This is a genomic window from Bacteroides sp. OM08-11 (genome assembly GCF_003438665.1).
In the GTDB taxonomy this organism is placed as follows: domain Bacteria; phylum Bacteroidota; class Bacteroidia; order Bacteroidales; family Bacteroidaceae; genus Bacteroides; species Bacteroides cutis.
In genome coordinates, this window is record NZ_QSTJ01000001.1 from 558454 (window position 1) to 581042 (window position 22589).

At 38.7% G+C, this 22589-nt stretch carries 13 protein-coding genes; 6 read left to right on the forward strand and 7 right to left on the reverse strand.

The annotated features are described in order from the left end of the window. Positions 1–155 precede the first annotated feature (155 nt). From DXC10_RS02165 to DXC10_RS02175, 3 genes are read right to left on the reverse strand one after another with little or no spacing between them, the layout of a single operon-like run. Complete coding sequence (locus tag DXC10_RS02165; RefSeq protein WP_233519847.1) at positions 156–677, reverse strand: hypothetical protein; 522 nt, start codon at positions 675–677, stop codon at positions 156–158. 45 nt (positions 678–722) lie between these two features. Beyond that, positions 723–2429 (reverse strand): RagB/SusD family nutrient uptake outer membrane protein, encoded by a 1707-nt coding sequence (locus DXC10_RS02170; protein ID WP_101542103.1) that lies wholly within the window; start codon positions 2427–2429, stop codon positions 723–725. A gap of 15 nt (positions 2430–2444) precedes the next feature. Further along, entirely contained in the window at positions 2445–5582 is a 3138-nt protein-coding gene (locus DXC10_RS02175; protein WP_117737257.1) for a TonB-dependent receptor, read from the reverse strand. Positions 5583–5928: 346 nt separating this feature from the next. On the opposite strand from DXC10_RS02175, the gene DXC10_RS02180 reads away from it, so the two are divergent. Then, positions 5929–8769 (forward strand): triple tyrosine motif-containing protein, encoded by a 2841-nt coding sequence (locus DXC10_RS02180; RefSeq protein WP_233519848.1) that lies wholly within the window; start codon positions 5929–5931, stop codon positions 8767–8769. Between the two features lie 60 nt (positions 8770–8829). Here the strand turns inward: DXC10_RS02180 and DXC10_RS02185 are convergent, their stop codons facing one another. The 4 genes from DXC10_RS02185 to dapB all read right to left on the reverse strand — a co-directional run bounded on the left by DXC10_RS02185 (position 8830) and on the right by dapB (position 13098). Then, positions 8830–9456, reverse strand: coding sequence for a WbqC family protein (locus DXC10_RS02185; RefSeq protein ID WP_117737259.1), 627 nt, complete (start codon positions 9454–9456; stop codon positions 8830–8832). Positions 9457–9850: 394 nt separating this feature from the next. After that, positions 9851–10783 carry a signal peptidase I gene (gene lepB / locus DXC10_RS02190; RefSeq protein ID WP_117737260.1) on the reverse strand — a complete coding sequence of 311 codons (933 nt, stop codon included), beginning with the start codon at positions 10781–10783 and terminating at the stop codon, positions 9851–9853. 39 nt (positions 10784–10822) lie between these two features. Next, complete coding sequence (gene lepB / locus DXC10_RS02195; RefSeq protein ID WP_117737261.1) at positions 10823–12316, reverse strand: signal peptidase I; 1494 nt, start codon at positions 12314–12316, stop codon at positions 10823–10825. A 20-nt stretch (positions 12317–12336) separates the two neighbouring features. Next, on the reverse strand, positions 12337–13098 hold the full coding sequence (gene dapB / locus DXC10_RS02200) for a 4-hydroxy-tetrahydrodipicolinate reductase (RefSeq protein WP_117737262.1): 762 nt from the start codon (positions 13096–13098) through the stop codon (positions 12337–12339). 96 nt (positions 13099–13194) lie between these two features. Here dapB and DXC10_RS02205 point away from each other — a divergent pair, with 96 nt between their 5' ends. From DXC10_RS02205 to DXC10_RS02225, 5 genes are all read left to right on the forward strand, one after another. After that, positions 13195–14472: a DUF2851 family protein gene (locus tag DXC10_RS02205; RefSeq protein ID WP_101542110.1), complete on the forward strand. Its 1278-nt coding sequence runs from the start codon at positions 13195–13197 to the stop codon at positions 14470–14472. 57 nt (positions 14473–14529) lie between these two features. Beyond that, positions 14530–15036, forward strand: a complete 507-nt coding sequence (locus tag DXC10_RS02210; RefSeq protein WP_117737263.1) for a DUF4348 domain-containing protein — start codon at positions 14530–14532, stop codon at positions 15034–15036. A gap of 172 nt (positions 15037–15208) precedes the next feature. After that, positions 15209–15898: a DUF6250 domain-containing protein gene (locus tag DXC10_RS02215; RefSeq protein WP_117737264.1), complete on the forward strand. Its 690-nt coding sequence runs from the start codon at positions 15209–15211 to the stop codon at positions 15896–15898. 42 nt (positions 15899–15940) lie between these two features. Next, complete coding sequence (locus tag DXC10_RS02220; RefSeq protein ID WP_370448197.1) at positions 15941–18991, forward strand: chondroitinase family polysaccharide lyase; 3051 nt, start codon at positions 15941–15943, stop codon at positions 18989–18991. A 471-nt stretch (positions 18992–19462) separates the two neighbouring features. Next, positions 19463–22585, forward strand: coding sequence for a TonB-dependent receptor (locus DXC10_RS02225; protein WP_101542114.1), 3123 nt, complete (start codon positions 19463–19465; stop codon positions 22583–22585). Positions 22586–22589 lie beyond the last annotated feature (4 nt).

Below are 22589 nucleotides of genomic sequence, written 5' to 3' on the forward strand. Positions count from 1 at the left end.
CTTGTTTGTTTCATAATTCTGAGGCGGCTTTTAATTGTTTTAGTTTATGGAGGTAAAATTAGTGAGAAAAAAAGGGACGGAAAAGAATATACTTTAATTTCCGTCCCTCTAATCCTAAAATTCAATTAACCTATTTAATACAAATACCTATGAAATTACTTTATGTTTACTGTAACGTAGTAATTCTCGGTGAAGGCACGTACTTCGTATTCGTTGGTCTTGACGATAATAGTACTGCTGACATCGGTTTGATCCATTTTTTTTGTAGGGTCGAAAGTTAAGACCTTTAGTGAACCTGTAGCACCGTTTAAAGCTTTTATATAGACGTCTTGGCTACCTTGTTTGGCATTTGGCCAAGTCATACTATAACCGCCATTGTTATCCGGAGACAATACTTTACCATCTTTGTCAACTACTTGATAATCGGTACCGAGCACTAACTTGTCAGAGCTGGTGTAATAGGCTACTACAGGACTGTAAGATCGTGTATATGCACTCCAAAAATAAGTAGGGATGGCGATTGTTTCTCCCTGATTCACGTTATATTTAAGTTCATTTCCACCGGGGAATTTTACGTTACCCAATCCATAGTAATAGATATGTTCCATTTCCGGATTGTTATTACCCCAATCATCGTCACCACAGCTGGTGAATAAACCACATGTAGCAACTATCATTAAAAATATCATTAACTTTTTCATAATTACATTTGTTGTTTGTTATTATTCTGCTGCATTTCCCCAATATGGATTCTGTTTGATGTTTCCTCCGGAAGTACCGATTTCATAAGAAGGTATCGGATAGAGATAATCACGTTTGGGATCAAAACTGCGCGAGTTGGCTTCTTCAATGACATATATATTACCTTCGTCATATACTTTTTCTCCCTTATAATAACCGTTGGCATCGGTTAAACGATCTTTTACTACCTCTTCTTTTACAGTACCTTCTGTGTCATCGTAATTGTAAAGAAGACCGAGAACAGCTTTGGGTAACACTTCTTCGGCTGTTTTCCAGCGAATAATGTCATCATAGTGCAAACTTTCATCGATAAATTCGACCATACGTTCACGACGGATTTCCTGAAGCATATCCAAACCGTTTGCCTGAACGAAAGCGTTGGTCAGTTTTACGTCGAAACCTACACGATGACGTACATAGTTAACTGTCTCTTCCAGTTTTTGGTCGCTAATATTTCCGTTATATTCATATAATGCTTCTGCATAAGAGAGTAATATTTCGGCATATCGGATAATCATTTTATCGATAGTTCCTTTACTGTTCAGAGACCATTCACTTGCAACCCATCCTTTCTTAATGGCATATCCGTAACCATGTGTCTGGTCATCAGTCTTAAATGGTTTATAAGGACCTTTGAAAGCTTCTTCACCCGGAGAGAACAGAGTCATCTTAAGACGCGGATCACGATTGGCTGTGATATCGCTGAATTTTGTTTCAGGAACGACCCTTAAAGGTGATTTTTCACGTGGCAAACCATCGCTGTAAAGGAAGTTGTCCAACATGCTTCGAGTCAAGGCAACACTATTTTCCAGACCACGTACATTGTTATGGGTAACAATACCGGAACTTCCATTCGGCCCATAAATCTTTACGAATACATTTTCTTTATTGGATGAGCCTTCACCATCAAAACCAAACAGTTTTTCAAAATCCGGATAGAGATCATGCTTCTTTTCCGTATAGATCATAGTTTCTGCTGCGTCAATGGCTTTTTTCAGGTGAGCTCTATAGTCGCCACCAGGTGTTTGATGATATTTTTTGTGGGTACCTTCATACAGTCCGATACGAACAATCATACCCAATGCAGCGGATTGGGAAACACGTCCCCAGTCTTTTTGCATACCATCGGTCTCTTTTGTTGTTTCTTCAATGGTTGGCAAGTGTTTTACTGCAAACTCGAGATCTGTATAGCATTGTTGAATGACTGTTTCACGCGGATCACGTCCTTTGACAATATCCGGGTCTGTGGTATTCTCAAATGCTTTTAAGATCAAAGGAACATCACCGTATTTCTTTACCAAATCAAAATAGTGATAGGCACGGAAGAAACGGGCTTCAGCGGTCCAACGGTCTTTTACAGCTTGTGAAAAAGAAGTACTTGCTTCTGTTTTAATAATAATATTGTTACATCTTCCTATCTTATTGTAAGGATCAGTCCAATCACCGGAAGTGCCGGGAACGCTACGGTTACCACTGGAAGTTAAATCTTGGTTAGGACCAACAAGTTCGTCTGAACGTTTGTCATGAGAAAAACCCGGAAGGTCAATATATAGTCTGTTACAAGCACCTCTCAGGAAAGTTTCTGATGTCCAGAAGTTATTATCTGCTAAAGATGTTTCCGGTTCTCTGTCCAGTGTGCAACCGGTAACCAGTAGAGCGGATATTAAAAGTGAATATATTTTTTTCATAATGTGTCTAATGGTTTAGAATGAAACATTTAATCCGACTGTCCAAGTACGGAAGAACGGATAGATACTTCTTTTGGCATCATTACCAATTTCCGGGTCAAAAACGGAAAGCATATTACTGTGTTCCCAGATGTCTTCACCTGCTACATATACTCTCAGACGGTCAATGTATTTCTTGGATACCGGAACTGTATAGCCTAATGTCAAATTCTTGAGACGGAAATATGCACCATTCTGTACCCATCTATCTGACGTTTTAAAGTTGAAATCATTTCCTTTGTATTGGTAGATACGCGGGAAATAAGCATCTTGGTTGTCTTCAGTCCAGTGGTCTTTGTGGATAGTCCACGGCATCTGATAATCTTGCCACAATGGAGCAAATGCTTCCGGGTTGATCATAACTTTACGTTTGCCGACACCTTGGAACATGACAGAAATGTCGAAACCTTTCCATTGTGCAGCCAAATTGATACCGTAAAGATAACGACCGTTGGAATTACCTAAACAAACCAAATCTCCCGGGTCTTCAGGAGTGGCACCACCTACACCAATTTCATGGTCTGCTTTACCTTGTGCTACGTATTTTACATCACCACCACTTATTTTACCATCGTTGAAGGATTTATAGCCCGGATGATCTTTCTTATATTGTTCGTATTCTTCACGGCTTTTCCAGAAACCATCTGTTTCGTATCCCCAGATCGTATTGATTGAATAACCTTCCAATAATTCTACAGCACCTGCTTTGATTACGCTGGCTCCATTGTATTCTACCAATTTATTATCGCTGTCTGAAAGATTGAAACTTACTTGATAACTTACATCTTTGATTTTGTCTTTCCAACTGATATTGAAATCCCAACCCCATGTCTTCAATTTACCGATGTTGAGCTTGGGTACACCGATACCGATTTGATGAGGCAACTGGGGAGATGAAAGCATATCATTGTTGTATTTCCAGTAATATTCAAAACTACCGGTTAAACGATTATTCAAAAAACCGAAGTCTACACCGATGTTGGTTGTTTCGATAACCTCCCATGTTTTCTCTGTAGAAGGCAGATTGGCTTGATAGTACCATTTTTCACCGTTATAAGTGGCAGGAGTGTTATCTTGTGTGTCACTGAGTAATGATATATAGTCATAAAGGCCTAACACGGCACCATTACCCAATTGTCCCCAAGAAGCACGAAGTTTCAGATTACTTACAAAGTCTACGTTGAACCAATCTTCCATATTGACACGCCATGCACCGGAAACTGAAGGGAATGCTCTCCAACGTTTGTCTGGGGCTAGACGAGAACTTCCGTCATAACGTACATTGGCTTCTAACAGATAGCGTTCTTTATAGTTATAGTTAAGACGGCCGAAATAAGACATCATAGACCATGGCTCTATATTATCACCTATTACTGTATTGGTTGCTACAGAAGTATCGAAACCACCATTGAAAGAGAAGAAATCATCAGAAATGAGATTTTTGGCAGTTACATCAATCTCGTCTTTCCGATAATTTTCGTAAGAAGAACCTGCCAAAATACTGAAATTGTGATTTTTGTCATCTAAATCAAATGAGTAGTTAACGGTAGCTTCTAACAAATCGTGAAAATCCGAGTTCTTTTTCTTATAAAGAGAGTTGGGGTCATTAGCTCTACTTCTGACAGTATTTCCGACTCTATCATACCAAAGCAAAGCATGCTTTTCATTTACTTCAGAATAGTATCCTGCTTTACGTGATGCACTTAAGTTGATACGTAAACCTTCAACCAAGTCCTTGATTGTCAGGTTTGCTTTTCCGATGAATGCTTCATATTTTGTTTTCTTTGCCCCACCGTTTTTCATAATGTCAATGGGGTTTACTTGAAGGTCACCATTGTAGATACTACCACTATCATCTGGTTCTGGGACATAAATAGCTTGGCGACCACGGCCGGAATAGAGTGCGCCGAATAATGCACCTGCTCCGTAAGAAGATGATTCAACTTCTTTGGATTGATATTGAACGTTTACACCTAAATCTATATACTTATTAATAGAGGTATTGATTTTGGCATGTAGATTATAACGGTCATTACTGTCTGGACCATATTTCAATAAACCGTTCTTTGTGAAAAAGTTAGCTGACAACATATAGTTGATGGCTTTGCTTCCACCACTGACAGAAAGAGAATGATTTTGTTGAGTAGTGAAGTCTTTAGTACCTTCCGCAACCCAGTTGGTTGCACCAAAATAATCCCAGCGTCCATTGGATAGCGGACGATAGTTGAAATTCGGGTTACCTACCCAAGATGCTTTTTCTGCAGTCCATTCAGTTTTACCTGTAGCGGCAAGACGGCTTTGGTCAATGAACGCTTGTTCTTCCCAAGCTGTTAAACGTTCAGGCATATTACCCGGCGTGTTGAATGAAAAAGAACCGTTATAATTGATCCTGGGCTTACCTTCTACACCGCTTTTTGTAGTGATCAGTACAACACCTGCAGCTGCACGTGCACCATAGATGGCTGCTGAAGCAGCATCTTTTAGTACAGAAATAGACTCAATGTCGTTAGGATTCAATAAGGTCATATCCCCTTCAATACCATCAATCAATACCAGGGTAGAGGTAGAGTTAACAGATGAGAAACCGCGGATACGCATACCTGATGTCTCACTACCAGGCTGACCGCTACTACGCAATACTGCTACACCGGGAAGTTCACCCTGTAAAGCTGCAAGGGCATTGGCTGACGGCTTTTCTGCGATTTTCTCACCTTCAATTGCTGATACCGATCCTGAAAGATTTACTTTCTTCTGTACACCGTAACCTACTACTACGACTTCTTGCAGAGTTTCGCTGTCTTCTTTCAGTTTAATAACTCCATTGGCAGCAGAAGCTTTTAACTCTACAGTTTGATATCCAATATAAGAAAAGACGATCGTTGAGTTATCGGCTATTTTCAGGCTATAATGACCATCCATATCCGTAATAGCTCCATTTGTCGTACCTTTCTCTTGAATGGATACACCAATAAGGCTTTCATTAGTCGCAGCGTCTACCACTTGCCCTTTAATGGTAATGCTGCTTTGGGCAAATGTCCCTAAATTAGAGAGAAAAAACATACAGCAGAGGGATAATAGCTGTATTAGTTTCCAAGAAAAAATCTTTCTTCTCATAATACATAGATTTAATTAATATTAATTTTTGCGTTTGAACAGAACAAAAATAGGTATATTGCATTATAATATCTTATTAAGAACTACATCAAAACTTTCTCATTCTTTATTTTTAACTACATCAAAACTTTCTCTTGAAAAAATAATTTATTGATAAATAATGAATTAGTATATTTATATTGGTACATCTATATACTGTAAATATTTCTTTTTTAAAAGAACTTTTTGAAGTTCATGAATGAACAAATTTGAAAAAAGTGTATGGGATGTATGAGATTTAGAGAAAAAAACATACCTTTGTTTTTCGTAATTCAATAACTTAACTACTATGAAACGAGAGTCTTATATGTTCTTTTTTTTAATGTTGTTAACATGTACTCCTTCGTGGGGTAGTTGGCAACGTTCCATTACGAATTATGCCCGCCACTCATATAAAGCCGCTTCTCAGAATTGGATGATAATGCAGTGTGATAATGGTTGGATGTATTTTGCTAATAATAATGGCCTTTTAGAGTTTGATGGGACCAATTGGTCTGTTTATCCTATTCACAATGCAAAGATGCGGGCTGTGAAGGCGGGTAATGACGGACGTATTTATGTAGGTGGACTTCAACAGTTTGGTTATTTTGTTCCTGATTCATTAGGACGTTTAGATTATGTTTGTCTTTCAGATACTATAGATAAAAAGATCGTTGGAAATATCTGGAATATTCATGTGGCTAAAGATAGGGTATTTTTTCAATCGGATAATGCTGTCTTTTGTTTTGAAAAAGGACGTATCCATCGGATAACTTGTAATAATATCGTTCATTCGGCCTTGGTGGGCGATCAACTTTATGTGGCAGGAACTGGCTTATTCCTTTTAAATGGGGATGAATTTACATTACTTCCTAATACAGTTTCTGAAATAGATAATGTAACTAAAAGAATTGTAGGTATATTTTCTTATCAAGATAAACTACTTGTAGTAAGAAATGAAGGTGGTTTACTTTCTTATGAAAATGGAGTATTAGTACCTTTTCAAACATCTGCGGATGATTTTCTGAAGAGGAGTCGTCTTTTTTGCGCAGATATCAAGGATTCAATATTGGCATTAGGGACGGTACAAGATGGCTTAATGTTATTAAATTTAGATACGGGAGAAGTAGAGCATATTTCGACTCATAACGGTTTACAGAATAAAACGATACTATCTTTGTTTTTCGATAGAGAGGATAATCTCTGGTTGGGATTGGACAATGGTATTGATTGTGTCCATTTACATTCACCGGCTTTTCAGAATAGTGTACCCATAGGGAGTGGATATGCTTCATGTCTATATCATGATAAATTGTATCTGGGTACTAACCAAGGTGTGTTTATGTCTGATTATCCGGTGATGTTAAACAAAGATCAGGAACTAAATCCTGTTGAAGGGATAGTAGGGCAAATCTATTCTTTGGCCGTGTATGATGATAAACTGTTTTGTGCAGGAACTACTTCTCTTGGAGTTTTGGACAGAGACGAGTTATATTACATTAATATTCGCGGAGTATGGTGGGTGAAACCCTTACAACGTAAAGACCGATTATTGATTGCCACTTATAATGGGCTATATCTATTGAAGAAAGTGGCTGGTCGTTGGAAACTGGATCAAAAAATCAAGGGGAAAGCATATTCTTCCAAGAGTTTGTATATAGAACCGATAACTAATGCTTTATGGACTGCAAACAAAGAAGGAGGTGTGTATCGCCTGGTTCTTTCAGAAGAATGTGACTCTATTGTTCGGGAAAAGTGTTATAATTCCAAAGAATTACCTTTCGGAAACAATGTATGTATTGCAGCGATTAATGGTGAAATGGTGATTGCTTCACGAGAAGGACTATTTCGTTATAATCGTTTGAAAGACTGTTTGGAAAGGTGCGATGTACTTGAAAAAGAATTGAGTGGCAGAACTGCTTATACCTATATAATGCAGGATTCGTTGAAAAATATCTGGTATGCTACGGATGGAGCTTTAAAACTATTGCATTATAACCCAGCTCAAAAAAAATATTATCGTAGTGAAAATGAAGTTTATTTGAAGGATTATCTGATAGAAGACTTTGAACATGTTAATTTACTTACGAGTAATGAAGCTATTATAGGTATGGAGGAAGGTTTCTCTATACTGCATTTTATGCAGAAACGAGTGAAGAAATATCCATTGAATTTGCAAGTTAGATATGTGTACCTGAGAGGTGTGAAAGATTCTCTTATATATGGTCGCAGTTATATACCCAACGAACGTAAAATAAAAGTTCCTTATAAACATAATTCTATTCGTATAGAATATAGTGCTAATAATTATGATAAGTCGCTCGCTTTATTTTATTCTTGTAAGTTGGAGGGGCCGGTATCAGAACCTTGGAGCCAGTCTACCGAAAACACAATCAAGGAATATACAGCTCTGCCCGAAGGTAAATATACATTCTATGTTCGTACACGGGTCAATCAGGAAGACCCGATAACAGCATCTTTCTCTTTTGAGGTATTACCACCTTGGTATCGATCTTGGTGGAGCTATATGCTATATTCTGTATTGATTGTGTTGTTGATAGGCTATGTATATTATCGAATTTCTATCGGGCGAAAACGTTTGGTTGTACAGAAAGAGCTTGAACTTTATCGTCAAAAACAGCAATTCAAGAAAGAGAGTGATTTGAAAGACCAGAAGATTGATTCTCTAAAGGAAGAAAATCTACAATCGGAGTTAAGACATAAATCGGAAGAACTTATTCGAAGTACTTTGAATATAGTACGAAAAAACGAAATTCTGTTGGACATCAAGAAAGAAGTACTTGGAATATCACATTCCATCAGTGAGGAAAATCTGGTTATGCTCCGTCGGAAAACATTACGTTTATTGGGACAAATTGAGACGAATATTGAGCATGATAATGATCTCCAGGCATTTCAGAGTACATTTGATTCTGTGCATCATGATTTTTTCAAAAGGTTGGAAGAAGCCTATCCGGACTTGAATAATAAGGATAAATTACTTTGTGCTTATATCAAGATGAACCTACTTTCTAAGGAAATAGCTCCGTTGATGAACATATCTTTACGAGGGGTGGAAATTAGCCGTTATCGTTTACGTAAGAAGCTAAATCTGTCGGAAGGGGAGAACTTGGTAGAGTTCCTACAGAAATTCTCTCGTGAGGAGTGAGAATTTCCAGGTATTACTTTAATTCCTGTCATCAGGATATATAGTTGAAAAGTCAAAAGATCATTGTTGGAGTATTAATAGGCTTTCTGGTCCCATATTAAATAATAAGTCGATAATACTGAGATTGGGTAAGAAACCAAGTTTTTCCTGAAATACCTGATAATAAGGTTTGGGGAAGAAGTCAAGGTCTTCTTTCTTGAAATCTTTTTTAGGGTGAATGCGTTCTCGGAAGTCTGCTTCATCTGGTGTAAATTCCATACGATACTCAGTCGTACGATTCATGTTTGGTTGTATATCAATCAATGAACAGATAAGGTGGCAAAGTTCCTCATTGAAATCGACTAGAAATTCATATTTCTTTTCGTAGAAAGGTCGGAAATCGTCTTTGTAATATTCAAAGAAAGGTGTATGGTTGTAAGCAGATTCAATGGCATTCCAATGAAGATGTCGCCAGTTTCCATGATCAGAAATACGTATATCACGCATCAGGCATTTCTGTGTATCAGGCTTTACCGTAGGAATAGAAAGAATTAATTCACCGTCTGGTGCAGCAATGGTGCAACGATTACGGTATGTCTGTTTCACATAATGGTCATATTGTTCGATAAACACTTCATCGTATACCAGAAGTTTGGTATAATATTCTATGGGTGCCAAATAGGCAGAAGAAAGATATACAGTTTTCATTAATGTATTTAACGCCGATTTGATAAATTGTAGTTAATTGTTTGTTGAATAGCAATAAAGTAATAAGTTTATAATACTCAATTATAAGATTTACGAATTCTTTATCGTTATGTTTACCGAAAACAAAGTTATTGAAATATTTTTTTAGGTAGATAATTTCTGCAATTTTTTTAATATGTCTCCTGGATATTAGTAGTCTATTTTCTAAAAATTATTCTCTTTTTCTGATTACTAATCTTAATCATTGCCGTAGTAAGAATACTCATTGGTAGATTTACAGTTAATTTTCCCTGTTCTATAAGGTAATTCTTACCGTGCTGATGACTAGAAAGAAAATACATTTGAGTGTGAGATGTTGAGGATGTTATAAGAGATGAAGGCAACTTTTTTCTATTTATTTTACTTCCCTCCACATCCTGTTCCAACGATAACCCCTAAACAGTCCTGATTTTTTTTCTTTGGAGAACCAGATGAGGGAAGTTCTTCCGATGATATGGTCTTTAGGTACAAAACCGAATAAACGTGAATCGGAGAGGTTGATAGAATTGTTGGCACCTACCCAGTAATAGTCTTTAGTGAAGTAGCAATGCTGTACTGGTTTACTTTCTACGTACAGTGTATCATTTTTTATCTCGGCATGCTTTTTCTCATGCAATACAAGAGTATTCCGCAGTAAAGTTATATTCCATGGATATACTCGTACAGGTTTTCCTTTACCTGGAATGATAAGTGGTTTCAACACTTCGGTAGAGTCTTCTTTGCTTATAGGTTCTATCCAGTTATTGTTTCCCAGTGCCTGTTCCAGTAAGTAATACTCATATCGGCTGAAACTTCGTACACTTCTGACACTATCTTGTCCCAACAACTTGTTGGGGAAGATAGACAGGATGATGAGCAGTGAATCCAGCTGACATTCTTTTTGTCGTGGATAAGTATAGAGAAACTTTTGGTCTGGTGCATTCTTTTCCGATGGAATTACGGAAAAAAGAGAGTCTATTAACAATGTGTCTCCAGGTACTCCCAGGCAGCGACTGATAAATACTTCCTTTTGGTCGATGGTATGTTCCGAGAGGCTTGCCGGGTTGTTGAATACGATAATATCTTCTTTCTGTACCGGCTTTTCCATCCAGCGATGATATCCACAAATATTTATAAATGGAAGCCGCAGGCCATAGCTCCATTTGTTTACGAGAATACGTTCTCCGCAATAAAGAGAATTTTCCATGCCCGAAGAAGGAATAAGATAGGAAGTTGCTACACAGCTACGGAGTAATACTACTACGAATATTACTCCGATTACTGTTCCTGTTATCTTCCGTACTTTCATTTTCCGATTTTATCTTATCATTTTTAATTAGTTTAATCCCTAAATATTATCTACCCACTTAAATATTCTGTTCCATCGGATTTTTCCGTCGAACCACCCCCGGTCTTTATCCAAAGAAAGCCAAACCACAATAGGTTTACCCACTACATGGTCTTCCGGAACAAATCCCCAATAACGGGAGTCGGCGGAGTTATGACGGTTATCGCCCATCATCCAATAGTAGTCCATTTTGAAAGTATAAGTATCGGTTTTTTCACCATTGATATAGATGCCATCCGGTCTTTGTTCCAATTTATTACCTTCGTATGCCACGATACAGCGTTCGTAGATAGGTAAGTTATCCGCTGTCAGAGTGATAGTAGATCCTTTGGAAGGTATCCAGATAGGACCATAGTTATCCCGTGTCCATTGGGTATATAGGTTCAAGGGGTACATCTGTCCCGAGAAGGTTTCCGGTTCCATAACGATACGGCTGATAAGTTTCTTGTTTCCGGCAAGCGTGTCGTACATTTTCCGGGTAAGCGGTAAATGATAGACCGGAGTTAAACGCCCCTGAGTATCGCGGCGGTCTAGTCCCATTTCCATAAGCCCTTCCTCCCAATTCAGGTCATTCGTCATTAGCGATTGATCGTCTTTACTGATACCCAGTTCGCGAAACATTTCTTCGGGAATATACGGGCCGGTAGTCTGCACAAAATAGTTGAACTGTAGATCTTCCGGATTTTTAATAGCTTTACCATCAATGTAAACTTGTCCACCTTTAATCTGTAAAGTATCTCCTGGCAGGCCGACACAACGTTTCACATAATTCTCGCGGCGATCTACAGGGCGTTCTAAAACCTCGCCATACATTTTGGGATTGGAAAGAATAAGATTTCGTCCGGCATTATAATATAAGTCATAGACAGTACGCTGTTGATCGCGCGTCAAGCTATCCATGTTTATTTTATTCGGATACATACGTTGTCCTTCATTGTAGGCAAGGGTATAGAAGTCGGTGGTTTGTTGGTAGTTAGTAGCAACCGTATCTCCGGCAGGAAAGTTGAATACCACAATATCATTTAGCTTGACTTTTCCGAAACCCGGTACACGCTTATATTTCCATTGTGGCCAATCAAAGTACGATTTTGTGTTGAAGACAGGCAGTGTATGCTGCGCCAACGGCATGGAGAGCGGAGTATTCGGTACACGCGGACCATAGCTGACCTTACTGACGTATAGAAAATCGCCTACCAGCAATGATTTCTCCAGAGAAGAAGATGGTATCTGGTAATTTTGGAATATGTAGATGTTAACGAAATAGACAGCTACCAAAGCGAAGACTATAGCATCTATCCAACTCATTACGCTACGCACTGCCGGGTTCTTGGACTTCTTCCAGAAACCCCAGGGTATCTTTTTGCTGATGTAAATGTCGAATATAAAAGGAACGACAATCAGTCCCAACCAGCTTTTCACCCAGATAAGAAATGCAAAATATAATAAGGTAACAATACCGAATTTAATCCATTGGGTACGTGTTGCTTTTCTCATAATGTATCATTTAATTTTGTTTATTTCAAGAAAGGGAATAAGTCGTCCATTCCTAAGAAACCTTCATGTTTTGCGGTATATTCGGCAGCCAATACGGCACCCAGTGCGAAACCTTTACGGTTCTTTGCATCGTGGGTGATTGTAATACTGTCTGCTTCGGAATCATAACGGATGCTGTGTATACCTGGAACTTCTCCTTCGCGGATAGAGCTTACTGATAATTCGTTTGCAGCACACTCCATAGAACCAGAAATTGTTCCGTCGGCAGCCTGTAATCTCCCTTTTACCCAATGGTCTTTGCGGTCAAGATTTTCCAGAATACCTTCGGCGAGAGTGATTGCCGTTCCACTTGGAGCATCCAATTTATGTATATGATGTGTCTCGCTCATGGTGACGTCGTAAGCGGGAAATTGGTTCATTATCTTTGCCAGATATTTGTTGACGGCAGAGAATATAGTTACTCCTAAACTGAAGTTAGAAGACCAGAACAATGTCTTACCACCTTCTGTACAAAGTTTCTTTACTTCTTCACCATGCTCTTCCAACCAGCCGGTACTACCCGAAACCAACTTTACGCCTGCTTTGAAAGTTTTTATATAATTATTGTAAGCCACCATCGGATTAGTAAATTCTATGGCTACATCGGCATCCTTAAAAGCTGTCGATTCGAAGTCCTCCTGATTATTGATGTCGATGATGCTGACGATTTCATGTCCGCGATTGAGGGCAATCTTTTCGATTTCCTTACCCATTTTCCCGTAACCGATTAATGCTATTTTCATTGTTTTTTTGTATTTTATTCAGTTTATCAACAAACTATAGGACGCAAAGGTAATCTTTTTCTTACATTTGCACACAACATTAACGTCTTGTTAACAATGGAACAATTACTGCATTACGTTTGGAGGCATAAGATTTTTCCCCTGACTGCACTCCAAACGACCTCCGGACAGCCGGTCGAAGTAATAGATACCGGATTGCCAAACATGAATGCAGGCCCCGATTTCTTTAACGCCAAGCTGAAAATCGACGGTACGATTTGGGTAGGAAATGTAGAGATACATACCCGCTCTTCCGATTGGTATCGTCATGGGCATCAATTAGATAATGCATATAACAGTGTTATCCTTCATGTAGTGGGTGAAGCTGACTGTGAAGTCACCCGTACTAACGGAGAGACTGTTCCCCAACTGCTACTTCAATGTCCCGAAAGCGTCAGCCGTCGATACGGAGAACTGCGTCAGGCAGAGATTTATCCACCTTGTTACTCCATTCTCGGTTCACTTCCTAAATTTACCATTCATTCTTGGTTGTCAGTTTTACAGGTAGAACGTTTCGAGCAGAAATCCTATGCCATTACAAGACGTTTAGAAAAGTGTAATAATCATTGGGAGGATGTTTTTTTTATTACCCTTGCCCGTAATTTTGGCTTCGGGTTGAATGGAGATGCTTTTGAAGCATGGGCTAATCATTTACCTTTCCGTGCGATGGACAAGCATCGGGATAATCTGTTTCAGATAGAAGCTTTTTTCCTGGGACAGGCCGGATTGTTAGAAGATGAGTTTCCGGAAAACGATGAATATTATCAAAAACTCCGGAAAGAGTTTCATTATCTGCAACATAAATTTGAATTATCTGTTCCGATGGCTGTCGAACAATGGCGTTTCCTCCGTTTACGCCCTGGTAACTTCCCTCATGTCCGTCTGGCACAACTAGCTTATTTATATCATAAAGAGCAATCTCTTTTTTCTCGCGTCATGGAAGCTAGTACACTGGAAAAGGTAAAAAAGATGCTTACTATAAAAACTTCCTCTTATTGGGAAGAACACTTTACTTTTAAGAAAATATCTTCGAAACAGGAAAAACGGGTAGGAGAGAATGCTTTGAACCTGATCCTCATCAATACGATCATTCCTTTCCTTTATGCTTACGGGCTACACAAAGCAGATGAATCCCTTTGTAACCGGGCTACCCATTTTCTTGAAACGTTGAAAGCTGAAAACAACTATGTCACCCGCCTATGGAGTGGTGCCGGATTACCTGTTTATACGGCTGCCGATTCGCAAGCTTTACTTCAATTGCAAAAGGAATATTGCGACAAAAAAGACTGCTTACGGTGCCGCTTTGGATATGAGTATTTGAAAAAAAGATGGTAAATCTATCATCTTATCACTTTTATATTATCTTTGCGCCTTGAATAACAATGTATTTATATGAAGGTAATTCACTTTGTCTTTTGTCTGTGTACAGCACTTATGCTATCAATTAATAGTCTGGTAGCCGAGGAAGATTTTAAAACATTCCTTCAGAAGTTTACATCCAGTGCTTCATTTCAGTATTCCCGTATCAAGTTTCCTTTAAAGTCTCCTATTATCTTATTGAAAGATGATGGTGAGACAGAACAGAAATTCCCTTTCACACGGGACAAATGGCCTTTGCTCGATGAGGAAACTTTGAAAGAAGGACGTATCACGGAGGAAGAAGGAGGAGTATACATTTCCCGTTTTACCGTGAATAAAGCCACTCTCAAAGAGTTTGAAGCAGGTTATGATGAGTCTGAACCTTCTCTTCGTATCGTTTTTGAATTGATAGGAGATAAATGGTACGTTACAGATTGTTATAATGATTGGTACAATTTCGATTTGCCTATTGGAGAGCTGGAAGAAACGGTTCGTACTATTCAAGAAGAAAACAGAGCTTTTGAGGAACTGCATCCGTAAGGTACTCCTCGTTCCACTAAAACTAAAGGGGAAAAAATATAAATTCCTATTTAGTACTCTTCGATTTGGGTAGATAACTACATTTTTATACTTCTTTTGAACGATTTATACCTCTCTTTTCCAAAAAAGAGAGGTTTCTTTGTATAATGTAAAATTATTGGATTAACTAAATATGCGATTACAACCTTTATTGATAGGACTCATATTCTGTTTTTTCTCTGGTGTAGCAGTGGAAGCTACCAATAAACTTTCGGATTGGATACCTGAAGACTCTTCTGGTGAAGTGTGTATCACATGCATGGGAGATACTATGGATATTGTTTCTCCTGATGGACTTTCCCTCTGGTATAAACACCGTCTGACGGGTAATTATGAAATCAGCTATCGTGTTAAGTTTATTTTGGAGAACGGTAAGTACGATCGTCTTAGTGATATGAACTGCTTTTGGGGTGCTAATGACCCCACTTATCCTAATGACTTCTTTACTCGTAGCCGATGGCGTAATGGGGAATTTAAAAATTATAATACTCTGAATTTATATTATGTAGGTTATGGTGGTAATGAAAACAAGACAACACGTTTCCGCGAGTATCATGCAGAATACTACGGAGTAGATGATGCCAAAATCAAACCTGTATTGAAAGAGTATACAGACGCCGCTCATCTGCTCAAGGCTGGGCAGTGGTACGAAATACGTATCCGTGTGGTGAACGGGGTAACGACTTTCCGGGTGAATGGGGAAGAACTTTTCAGTCTACCTGTGACAAAAGGTAAAGGAGAGGGGTATTTTGCTCTACGCTTGTGGCAGAACCATGTATTTTTTACAGATTTTAAAGTGAATAAAATAGAAAACCTTAAATAAACAAACATGATGCAATTCAGTAAGTGGACAATAGGAGCAGGTATGCTTCTTACGATGTGGATGCCTGTGAAAGGTGAAGCTCAGATAGTGAAAAATGAACGTTTACTTTCTTTTGAAGATACACAGGTACCGGCTTTCATTACAGGAACAAACTCCCAACTGGGTATTAGTGATGAACATTATAGAGATGGACGGCAAAGCTTGAGTTGGACATTTCGACCGGGAGCAGTCCTTACCATTGAGAAAGATTTGAGATTTGAGAAGAAAGATCCGACAGGAAAAGATACTTATCTTTCCGCTTTTATTGTGTGGGTATACAACGAACAGGCACAAGACAAGAAGATAGAGTTTGAATTCCTGAAAGACGGTAAGAAATGTACCTCTTTCCCTTTTGGAATTAATTTCACCGGATGGCGTGCCGCATGGGTGTGCTATGAACGGGATATGGAGGGCATACCTGAAGAAGGGATGAATGAGATACGTATTATTGCTCCGGATATAAAAGGAAAACTTTTTCTGGATCATGTCGTTACTGCCAGTAAGGTGGATGCCCGCCAGCAAACGGCCGATGTGCAGGTTCCGTTTGTCAACAAGGGAACTACCAATCACTGGTTAGTAATCTATGAACATTCTCTTTGGAAACCGGAAATTCCTCTTACGCCTATCACCGGGAAACAAAAGCGGGATATACAAATCATGGAAAATCGTTTTCGAGATATGCTTTATACCCCTTCCAAGCTTTCGGAAAAAGAAATGGAGACAATTCGTAAGAAATACGATTTTTACAAGATAACTTACAAGAATGGAAAGGTATCGGGAATTCCCGTGTACTTTGTGCGCCATTCAGAGGCGTATGAACGAATGTTGCCTGACTGGAACCAAGGTATGTTTACTGAACTGGGAGTGGAGATGAGTGACTACTTTAATCTGATGAAACGTATTTCTATAGCTTATCTGGATGCGCATGACATAGCTGTGAAAAGTGAGTTGAAACAGAAATTTCTGGCTATGTATGACAATATTACTGATCAAGGAGTTGCATATGGTAGTTGTTGGGGGAATATACATCATTATGGATACAGTATGCGCGGACTCTTTGTCTCTTATTTCCTGATGAAAGATGTATTGCGTGATGCCGGTAAGCTGGATGAAGCGGAACGTACGTTGAATTGGTATGCCATTACGAATGAAGTATATCCTAAACCGACTGTCAATGGTATTGATATAGATACTTTTAATACGAAGCTACAAGGTCGTGTTGCCAGTATCTTGATTATGGAAGATACTCCTGAGAAATTGCAATATCTACGCTCTTTTTCCCGTTGGTTAGACTATGGATGCCGTCCGGCAATAGGCTTGGGAGGTTCTTTTAAGAAAGACGGAGCATGTTTCCACCATTGTAATAATTATCCTGCATATGCAGTAGGTGGGTTGGATGGCGCTACAAGTATGATTTACCTGTTGAGTGGTACGGAATTCAAACTTTCCGAGTTAGCACACGAAACGGTGAAAAATGTACTCCTTACAATGCGTTTCTATTGTAACCTGAAACAATGGCCACTTTCTATGTCTGGTCGTCATCCTAATGGGAAGGGAGAACTGATCCCCATTCACTACGCCACTATGGCAATGGCTGGTACACCGGATGGTAAACAAAAATATGACTCTGAAATGGCTACCGCTTATCTGCGTTTGGTTGCTTATACGGAAACACCGGATAAGGATGTTCCCGATTACTTGCCGAAAGCTTCTACTAAGCAAGAACTGAAAATGAAAAAGTTACTCGAAACACAAGGTTTCCGTCCTGAACCTGACCCACAGGGTAATCTTGCGTTGGGTTACGGGTGTGTATCTGTGCAGCGTCGTGATAATTGGGCGGCGGTGGTACGCGGGCATTCTCGCTATCTATGGGCTGCCGAACATTATCTGCCAGCCAACTTCTACGGGCGTTATTTGGCACACGGTAGCATGCAGATCTTGACTGGAAAGCCCGATGAAATGGTTACTTTTGCTACTAGTGGTTGGCAAGAAAACGGCTTTGATTGGAATCGTATTCCGGGGGTAACCAGTATTCATTTGCCTTTCGACCAGTTACGTGCTAAGGTGTTGAATGTAGATACTTTTTCAGGTATGGAGGAGATGCTCTATTCCGATGAAGCATTTGCTGGAGGATTGTCACAAGCGCGTCTCAATGGCAATTTCGGCATGAAGTTGCACGAACATGATAAGTATAACGGTTCACATCGTGCGCGTAAATCTTTCCACTTCTTTGATGGTACTATTGTATGTCTCGGTACCGATATTGAGAATACAAATACTGAATATCCTACAGAAACCACTGTATTCCAGCTAGCTGCCACTACTCCTGAAACTCATCGTTATTGGGATAATTACCGGAGTGACGGATGCACTTATATAGATCCGAATGGGGTAGGATATTATTTGTCTAAGACTTCTATGGCAAACGCACGTTATGAAAAGAATTTTCCGCAAGTAACTGTAGGTGAGCGTAGTACCAAATCTACTTCTGGCAATTGGGTGTCACTTGTCTTGGAACATGGTATAGCACCCAAAGCTGCTTCTTATGAATATGCTGTGTTGCCCCATACTGATGTTATTTCTTTGAAAGTTTTCGCCAAGAAACCTACTTATAAGGTTCTCCAAAAAGACCGTAACGCACATATCGTTCGTTCCTTAGCAGATAATTTGACTTCATACGTATTGTTTGAAACTCCCCAGGAACTACCTGCGGAAGGATTGTTACAGAAAGTTGATACCTCCTGCCTTGTGATGATACGTGAGAACAAAGACAAACTTTTACTGACCGTTTCGCAACCGGATCTTGCACTATATCGTGGTTTAAGCGATGAGGCGTTTGATAAAGATGGTAAACGTATTGAACGTAGTATCTATTCTCGCCCGTGGATAAGTAATGACAGTGGTGAGATACCCGTAACCGTTACTTTGAAAGGGCAGTGGCAAGTAGCTGAAACTTCTTATTGTAAACTCGTTTTTACCGATAAGAAACAGACAGTACTGCGATTTACGTGCAGGGATGCAGCCAGTTTCGATGTGGAACTGCGTAAAATGTAATCTTTTACCTTTATTATAGGTTACATCCTTAATTTATTATAATATATTTGGCTCCTGATGAGAAATAAAAAGTTTCATCGGGAGCTTCTTTTTTATATTTGTAACTTTTCTGTTTTCCCTCTTATTCCAGACTCTGTATACGTAGGGAGAGGCTTATACATTCTCTTTTGAATAAAATTACAGCTTTTGTGAACTATATATAAGGGTTTCCAATGTCCATACTTCTACTTTTGTTGCCGTAAACTATGAGTATTTTAATAATAACTAATTAAACCTGTTTAATTAATCTTTTTAAATCTAATAATTATGGCACGAAAATTTGTATTGTACAACAGTATCAGATGTTGACTTTTCTTTCTTCTACCTCTCTTCTATGGATTTCTAATAAAAAAGTGTGTGAAATGTAATAATTTAAATTTAGTATTTATGAAAAGAAAAATCAGATTTAAGATAGCTCTTTGGCTATCACTTATGATGTTTTTTGTGCCTACTATGGCTTTAGCGCAAGTCACGGTTACAGGTAATGTCTCTGATGATATGGGACCTATTATTGGTGCCAATATTATTGTTAAAGGTGGTACTACCGGTGTAATCAGCGACGTAGACGGTAATTTTAAAATACAGGTACCAAGTTTAAAAAATACTATTCTGAAAGTGAGTTTTATCGGTTATCAAGAGGTAGAAATACCTCTAAATGGCAAAAACCACGTTAAGGTAGTTTTGAAAGAGGACTCTGAAATGCTGGAAGAAGTTACAGTAGTGGCATACGGTGTACAAAAGAAAGAGACGTTGACGGGTGCTATTTCTTCTGTAAAAACAGAGGCTTTATTGGCATCACCTAATGCCAGTGTAGCTAACTCTTTGGCAGGTAAGATACCGGGACTTTCATCGGTTCAAACAAGTGGACAACCCGGTGCTGAAGATCCTAAGATTTTTATTCGTGGTGCCGGTGCGTTGACTGAAGATCTTTCTGCTCCATTAATTTTGGTAGATGGTGTAGAACGTAGTTTCTTTCAGATGGATCCCAATGAAATAGAAGATGTTACTGTGTTGAAGGATGCTTCTGCCACAGCTGTATTCGGTGTACGTGGTGCTAATGGTGTGATACTTGTAACTACTCGTCGTGGTGAAAAAGGTAAAGCAAAGATAGCACTTAGTTCATCAGTGGGGGTACAAACACCGACCTATATATTACATAATGCGGATAGCTATACGTATGCTACACTGTTTAGAGAACGTGAAATAAATGATGGTCGTGATCCGGACAGATATTTTACGGACTATGATTTGGAACGTTTCCGTTTAGGTGATGAACCTATAATGTATCCCAATGTAGATTGGCGTGATTATATGATGAAGAAGGGAGCCGTACAAACACAACACAATCTTAATATATCAGGTGGTACTGATCAGGTACGTTATTTTATTTCTGTTGGTTATCTCTTCCAAGATGGACTTTTCAAAGATTTTGGTAATTCATCGGAAGGATATAGCTATAATCGTTATAATTATCGTACCAACTTAGATATGGATATTAGTAAATCTACTACCTTGAAGTTGGGTATAGGTGGTATAGTTGGTAATAGAAAGTCAGGAGCTGTGGCTGAAGGAGATTTATGGAGAACTATCAATGGTGGTTTACCTTTTGGAAGCCCGGGTATTGTTGATGGAAAACCGATTACTATTCCTAATAAATTCGGTGATATAATAAATGGTAATCCTGTCGCAGCTGTCTATAATCGTGGCTCGGTTAAACACATGTCCAATACGTTAAATATGGATTTGCTTTTGACGCAAAAGTTAGATTTCTTGACTAAGGGGCTTTCTGTTGAAGTGAAAGGGGCTTATAATACAACCTATAGTTTTGAGAAACGTATGATAAAGCGGGCTGCCAGATACAGATCATATACAGCTTATTATCGATCAGAACTGGAAAATCCGGAAATGGATTTTACAGACCCAAATTTCAACAAAGAGATTGTTTATTTGGTTGAAGGAAATGATGAAAAGCCGGTTTATGAAGAAAAAGATGGACGTGGGCGCGATTGGTATTTTGAGGCTAGTATCCGATATAACCGTAAATTTGGAGATCATAATGTAAGCGGTTTGTTATTATACAATCAAAATAAAAAATATTATCCCAAGCAATTCGGCTTTATTCCTACAGCTTATGTAGGTTTGGTAGGTAGAGCTACTTATGATTACAAGTCTCGTTATTTGGCTGAGTTTAACATTGGTTATAATGGTTCTGAAAATTTTGCTCCGGACAAACGTTTCGGAACTTTTCCCGCTTTTTCTTTGGGATATATCCTTTCTGAAGAGAAATTTATGAAGAACATCAAGTTCCTTGATTTCTTGAAATTCAGAGCTACTGTCGGTTTGGTAGGTAATGATAATATGAGTAATAATCGTTTCCTTTATTTGCCGGACAGTTATAATGTGGATAAAAGCGGTACTGATAAAGATTGGGGAAATAATCAGTGGGGATATAACTTTGGTTATGACAATACAACTGTCATGAAAGGTACGTTAGAGAATCGTTTAGGTAATCGTAATGTGACTTGGGAAACTTCCTTAAAGCAGAATTATGGTATTGATATGAATTTCTTGAAGAATCGTTTGAAAGCTAAATTTGATTTCTTTAAAGAAAAACGTGAAGATATCTTGATTGCGCGCGGAACCCTTCCGGGTATCACGGCTTTTACTAAGGCCTTGCTTCCGGTGGTGAATATGGGTAAAGTGGAGAATAAAGGATATGAAATTGAATTGAGCTGGAATGACCGTATCGGTGATAATTTTGGTTATTACATTAATGCTAATATGTCATATGCCAAGAATAAGATTATTTTCCAAGATGAGGTAGAACCTAATGAACCTTATTTGTGGCGTACAGGTAAACAGGTAGGTGCTGTGTTTGGCTATGTAACTGAAGGTTTTTATAATGATAGTGATTTCGATATCACTACCGATGATAAAGGTAATAAAAAATATACATTGAAAGAAGGCGTTCCGGGTACACAGGTTGCCGTGTTGCCGGGTGATGTGAAGTATAAGGATCTGAATGGAGATAAATTTATCGATGAGGACGACCAATGCCAGATTGGTTTTACTCAACGTCCTAATTATACATTCGGCTTGAATTATGGTTTCGATTACAAGGGTTTCTTCTTTTCCATGAACTGGACTGGAGCAGCCGAGCGTTCACAAGTATTAAGTAGTTACTTTAGTACTCCATTGAACAGTGGCTTGCTGGATTATCAGACAGAAGGTATCTGGCGTCCCGAAACAGCTGGAACTGCTACTGCTCCTCGTCTGTCTAAGGATCATTCTGATTATAATCATAGACAATCAGACCTTTGGGTCAGAGACGGTTCATATTTGAGGCTGAAGAACTTGACTCTGGGATATAACTTCACAAACAATTCTACTTTGAAGAAGCTTGGCATTAGTCAGTTAGGTATTAAATTGACAGGTTATAATTTGTTGACTTTCGATAAACTTGATATTATGGATCCGGAATCCATTACGGATTGGTACAATGCCAGTTATCCTGTAGTAAAGATTTATAATTTGGGTGTGAATATTACTTTCTAAAAAA

Bases quoted from the DNA above. Each gene is read 5' to 3' on its own strand.
- DXC10_RS02180 (WP_233519848.1), top strand. From the start codon at position 5,929: ATGTTCTTTTTTTTAATGTTGTTAACATGTACTCCTTCGTGGGGTAGT.
- DXC10_RS02215 (WP_117737264.1), top strand. From the start codon at position 15,209: ATGCGATTACAACCTTTATTGATAGGACTCATATTCTGTTTTTTCTCT.
- DXC10_RS02210 (WP_117737263.1), top strand. From the start codon at position 14,530: ATGAAGGTAATTCACTTTGTCTTTTGTCTGTGTACAGCACTTATGCTA.
- DXC10_RS02170 (WP_101542103.1), bottom strand. From the start codon at position 2,429: ATGAAAAAAATATATTCACTTTTAATATCCGCTCTACTGGTTACCGGT.
- DXC10_RS02225 (WP_101542114.1), top strand. From the start codon at position 19,463: ATGATGTTTTTTGTGCCTACTATGGCTTTAGCGCAAGTCACGGTTACA.
- DXC10_RS02220 (WP_370448197.1), top strand. From the start codon at position 15,941: ATGCTTCTTACGATGTGGATGCCTGTGAAAGGTGAAGCTCAGATAGTG.
- DXC10_RS02165 (WP_233519847.1), bottom strand. From the start codon at position 677: ATGATAGTTGCTACATGTGGTTTATTCACCAGCTGTGGTGACGATGAT.
- lepB (WP_117737260.1), bottom strand. From the start codon at position 10,783: ATGAAAGTACGGAAGATAACAGGAACAGTAATCGGAGTAATATTCGTA.
- dapB (WP_117737262.1), bottom strand. From the start codon at position 13,098: ATGAAAATAGCATTAATCGGTTACGGGAAAATGGGTAAGGAAATCGAA.
- DXC10_RS02205 (WP_101542110.1), top strand. From the start codon at position 13,195: ATGGAACAATTACTGCATTACGTTTGGAGGCATAAGATTTTTCCCCTG.
- DXC10_RS02185 (WP_117737259.1), bottom strand. From the start codon at position 9,456: ATGAAAACTGTATATCTTTCTTCTGCCTATTTGGCACCCATAGAATAT.
- lepB (WP_117737261.1), bottom strand. From the start codon at position 12,316: ATGAGAAAAGCAACACGTACCCAATGGATTAAATTCGGTATTGTTACC.
- DXC10_RS02175 (WP_117737257.1), bottom strand. From the start codon at position 5,582: ATGAGAAGAAAGATTTTTTCTTGGAAACTAATACAGCTATTATCCCTC.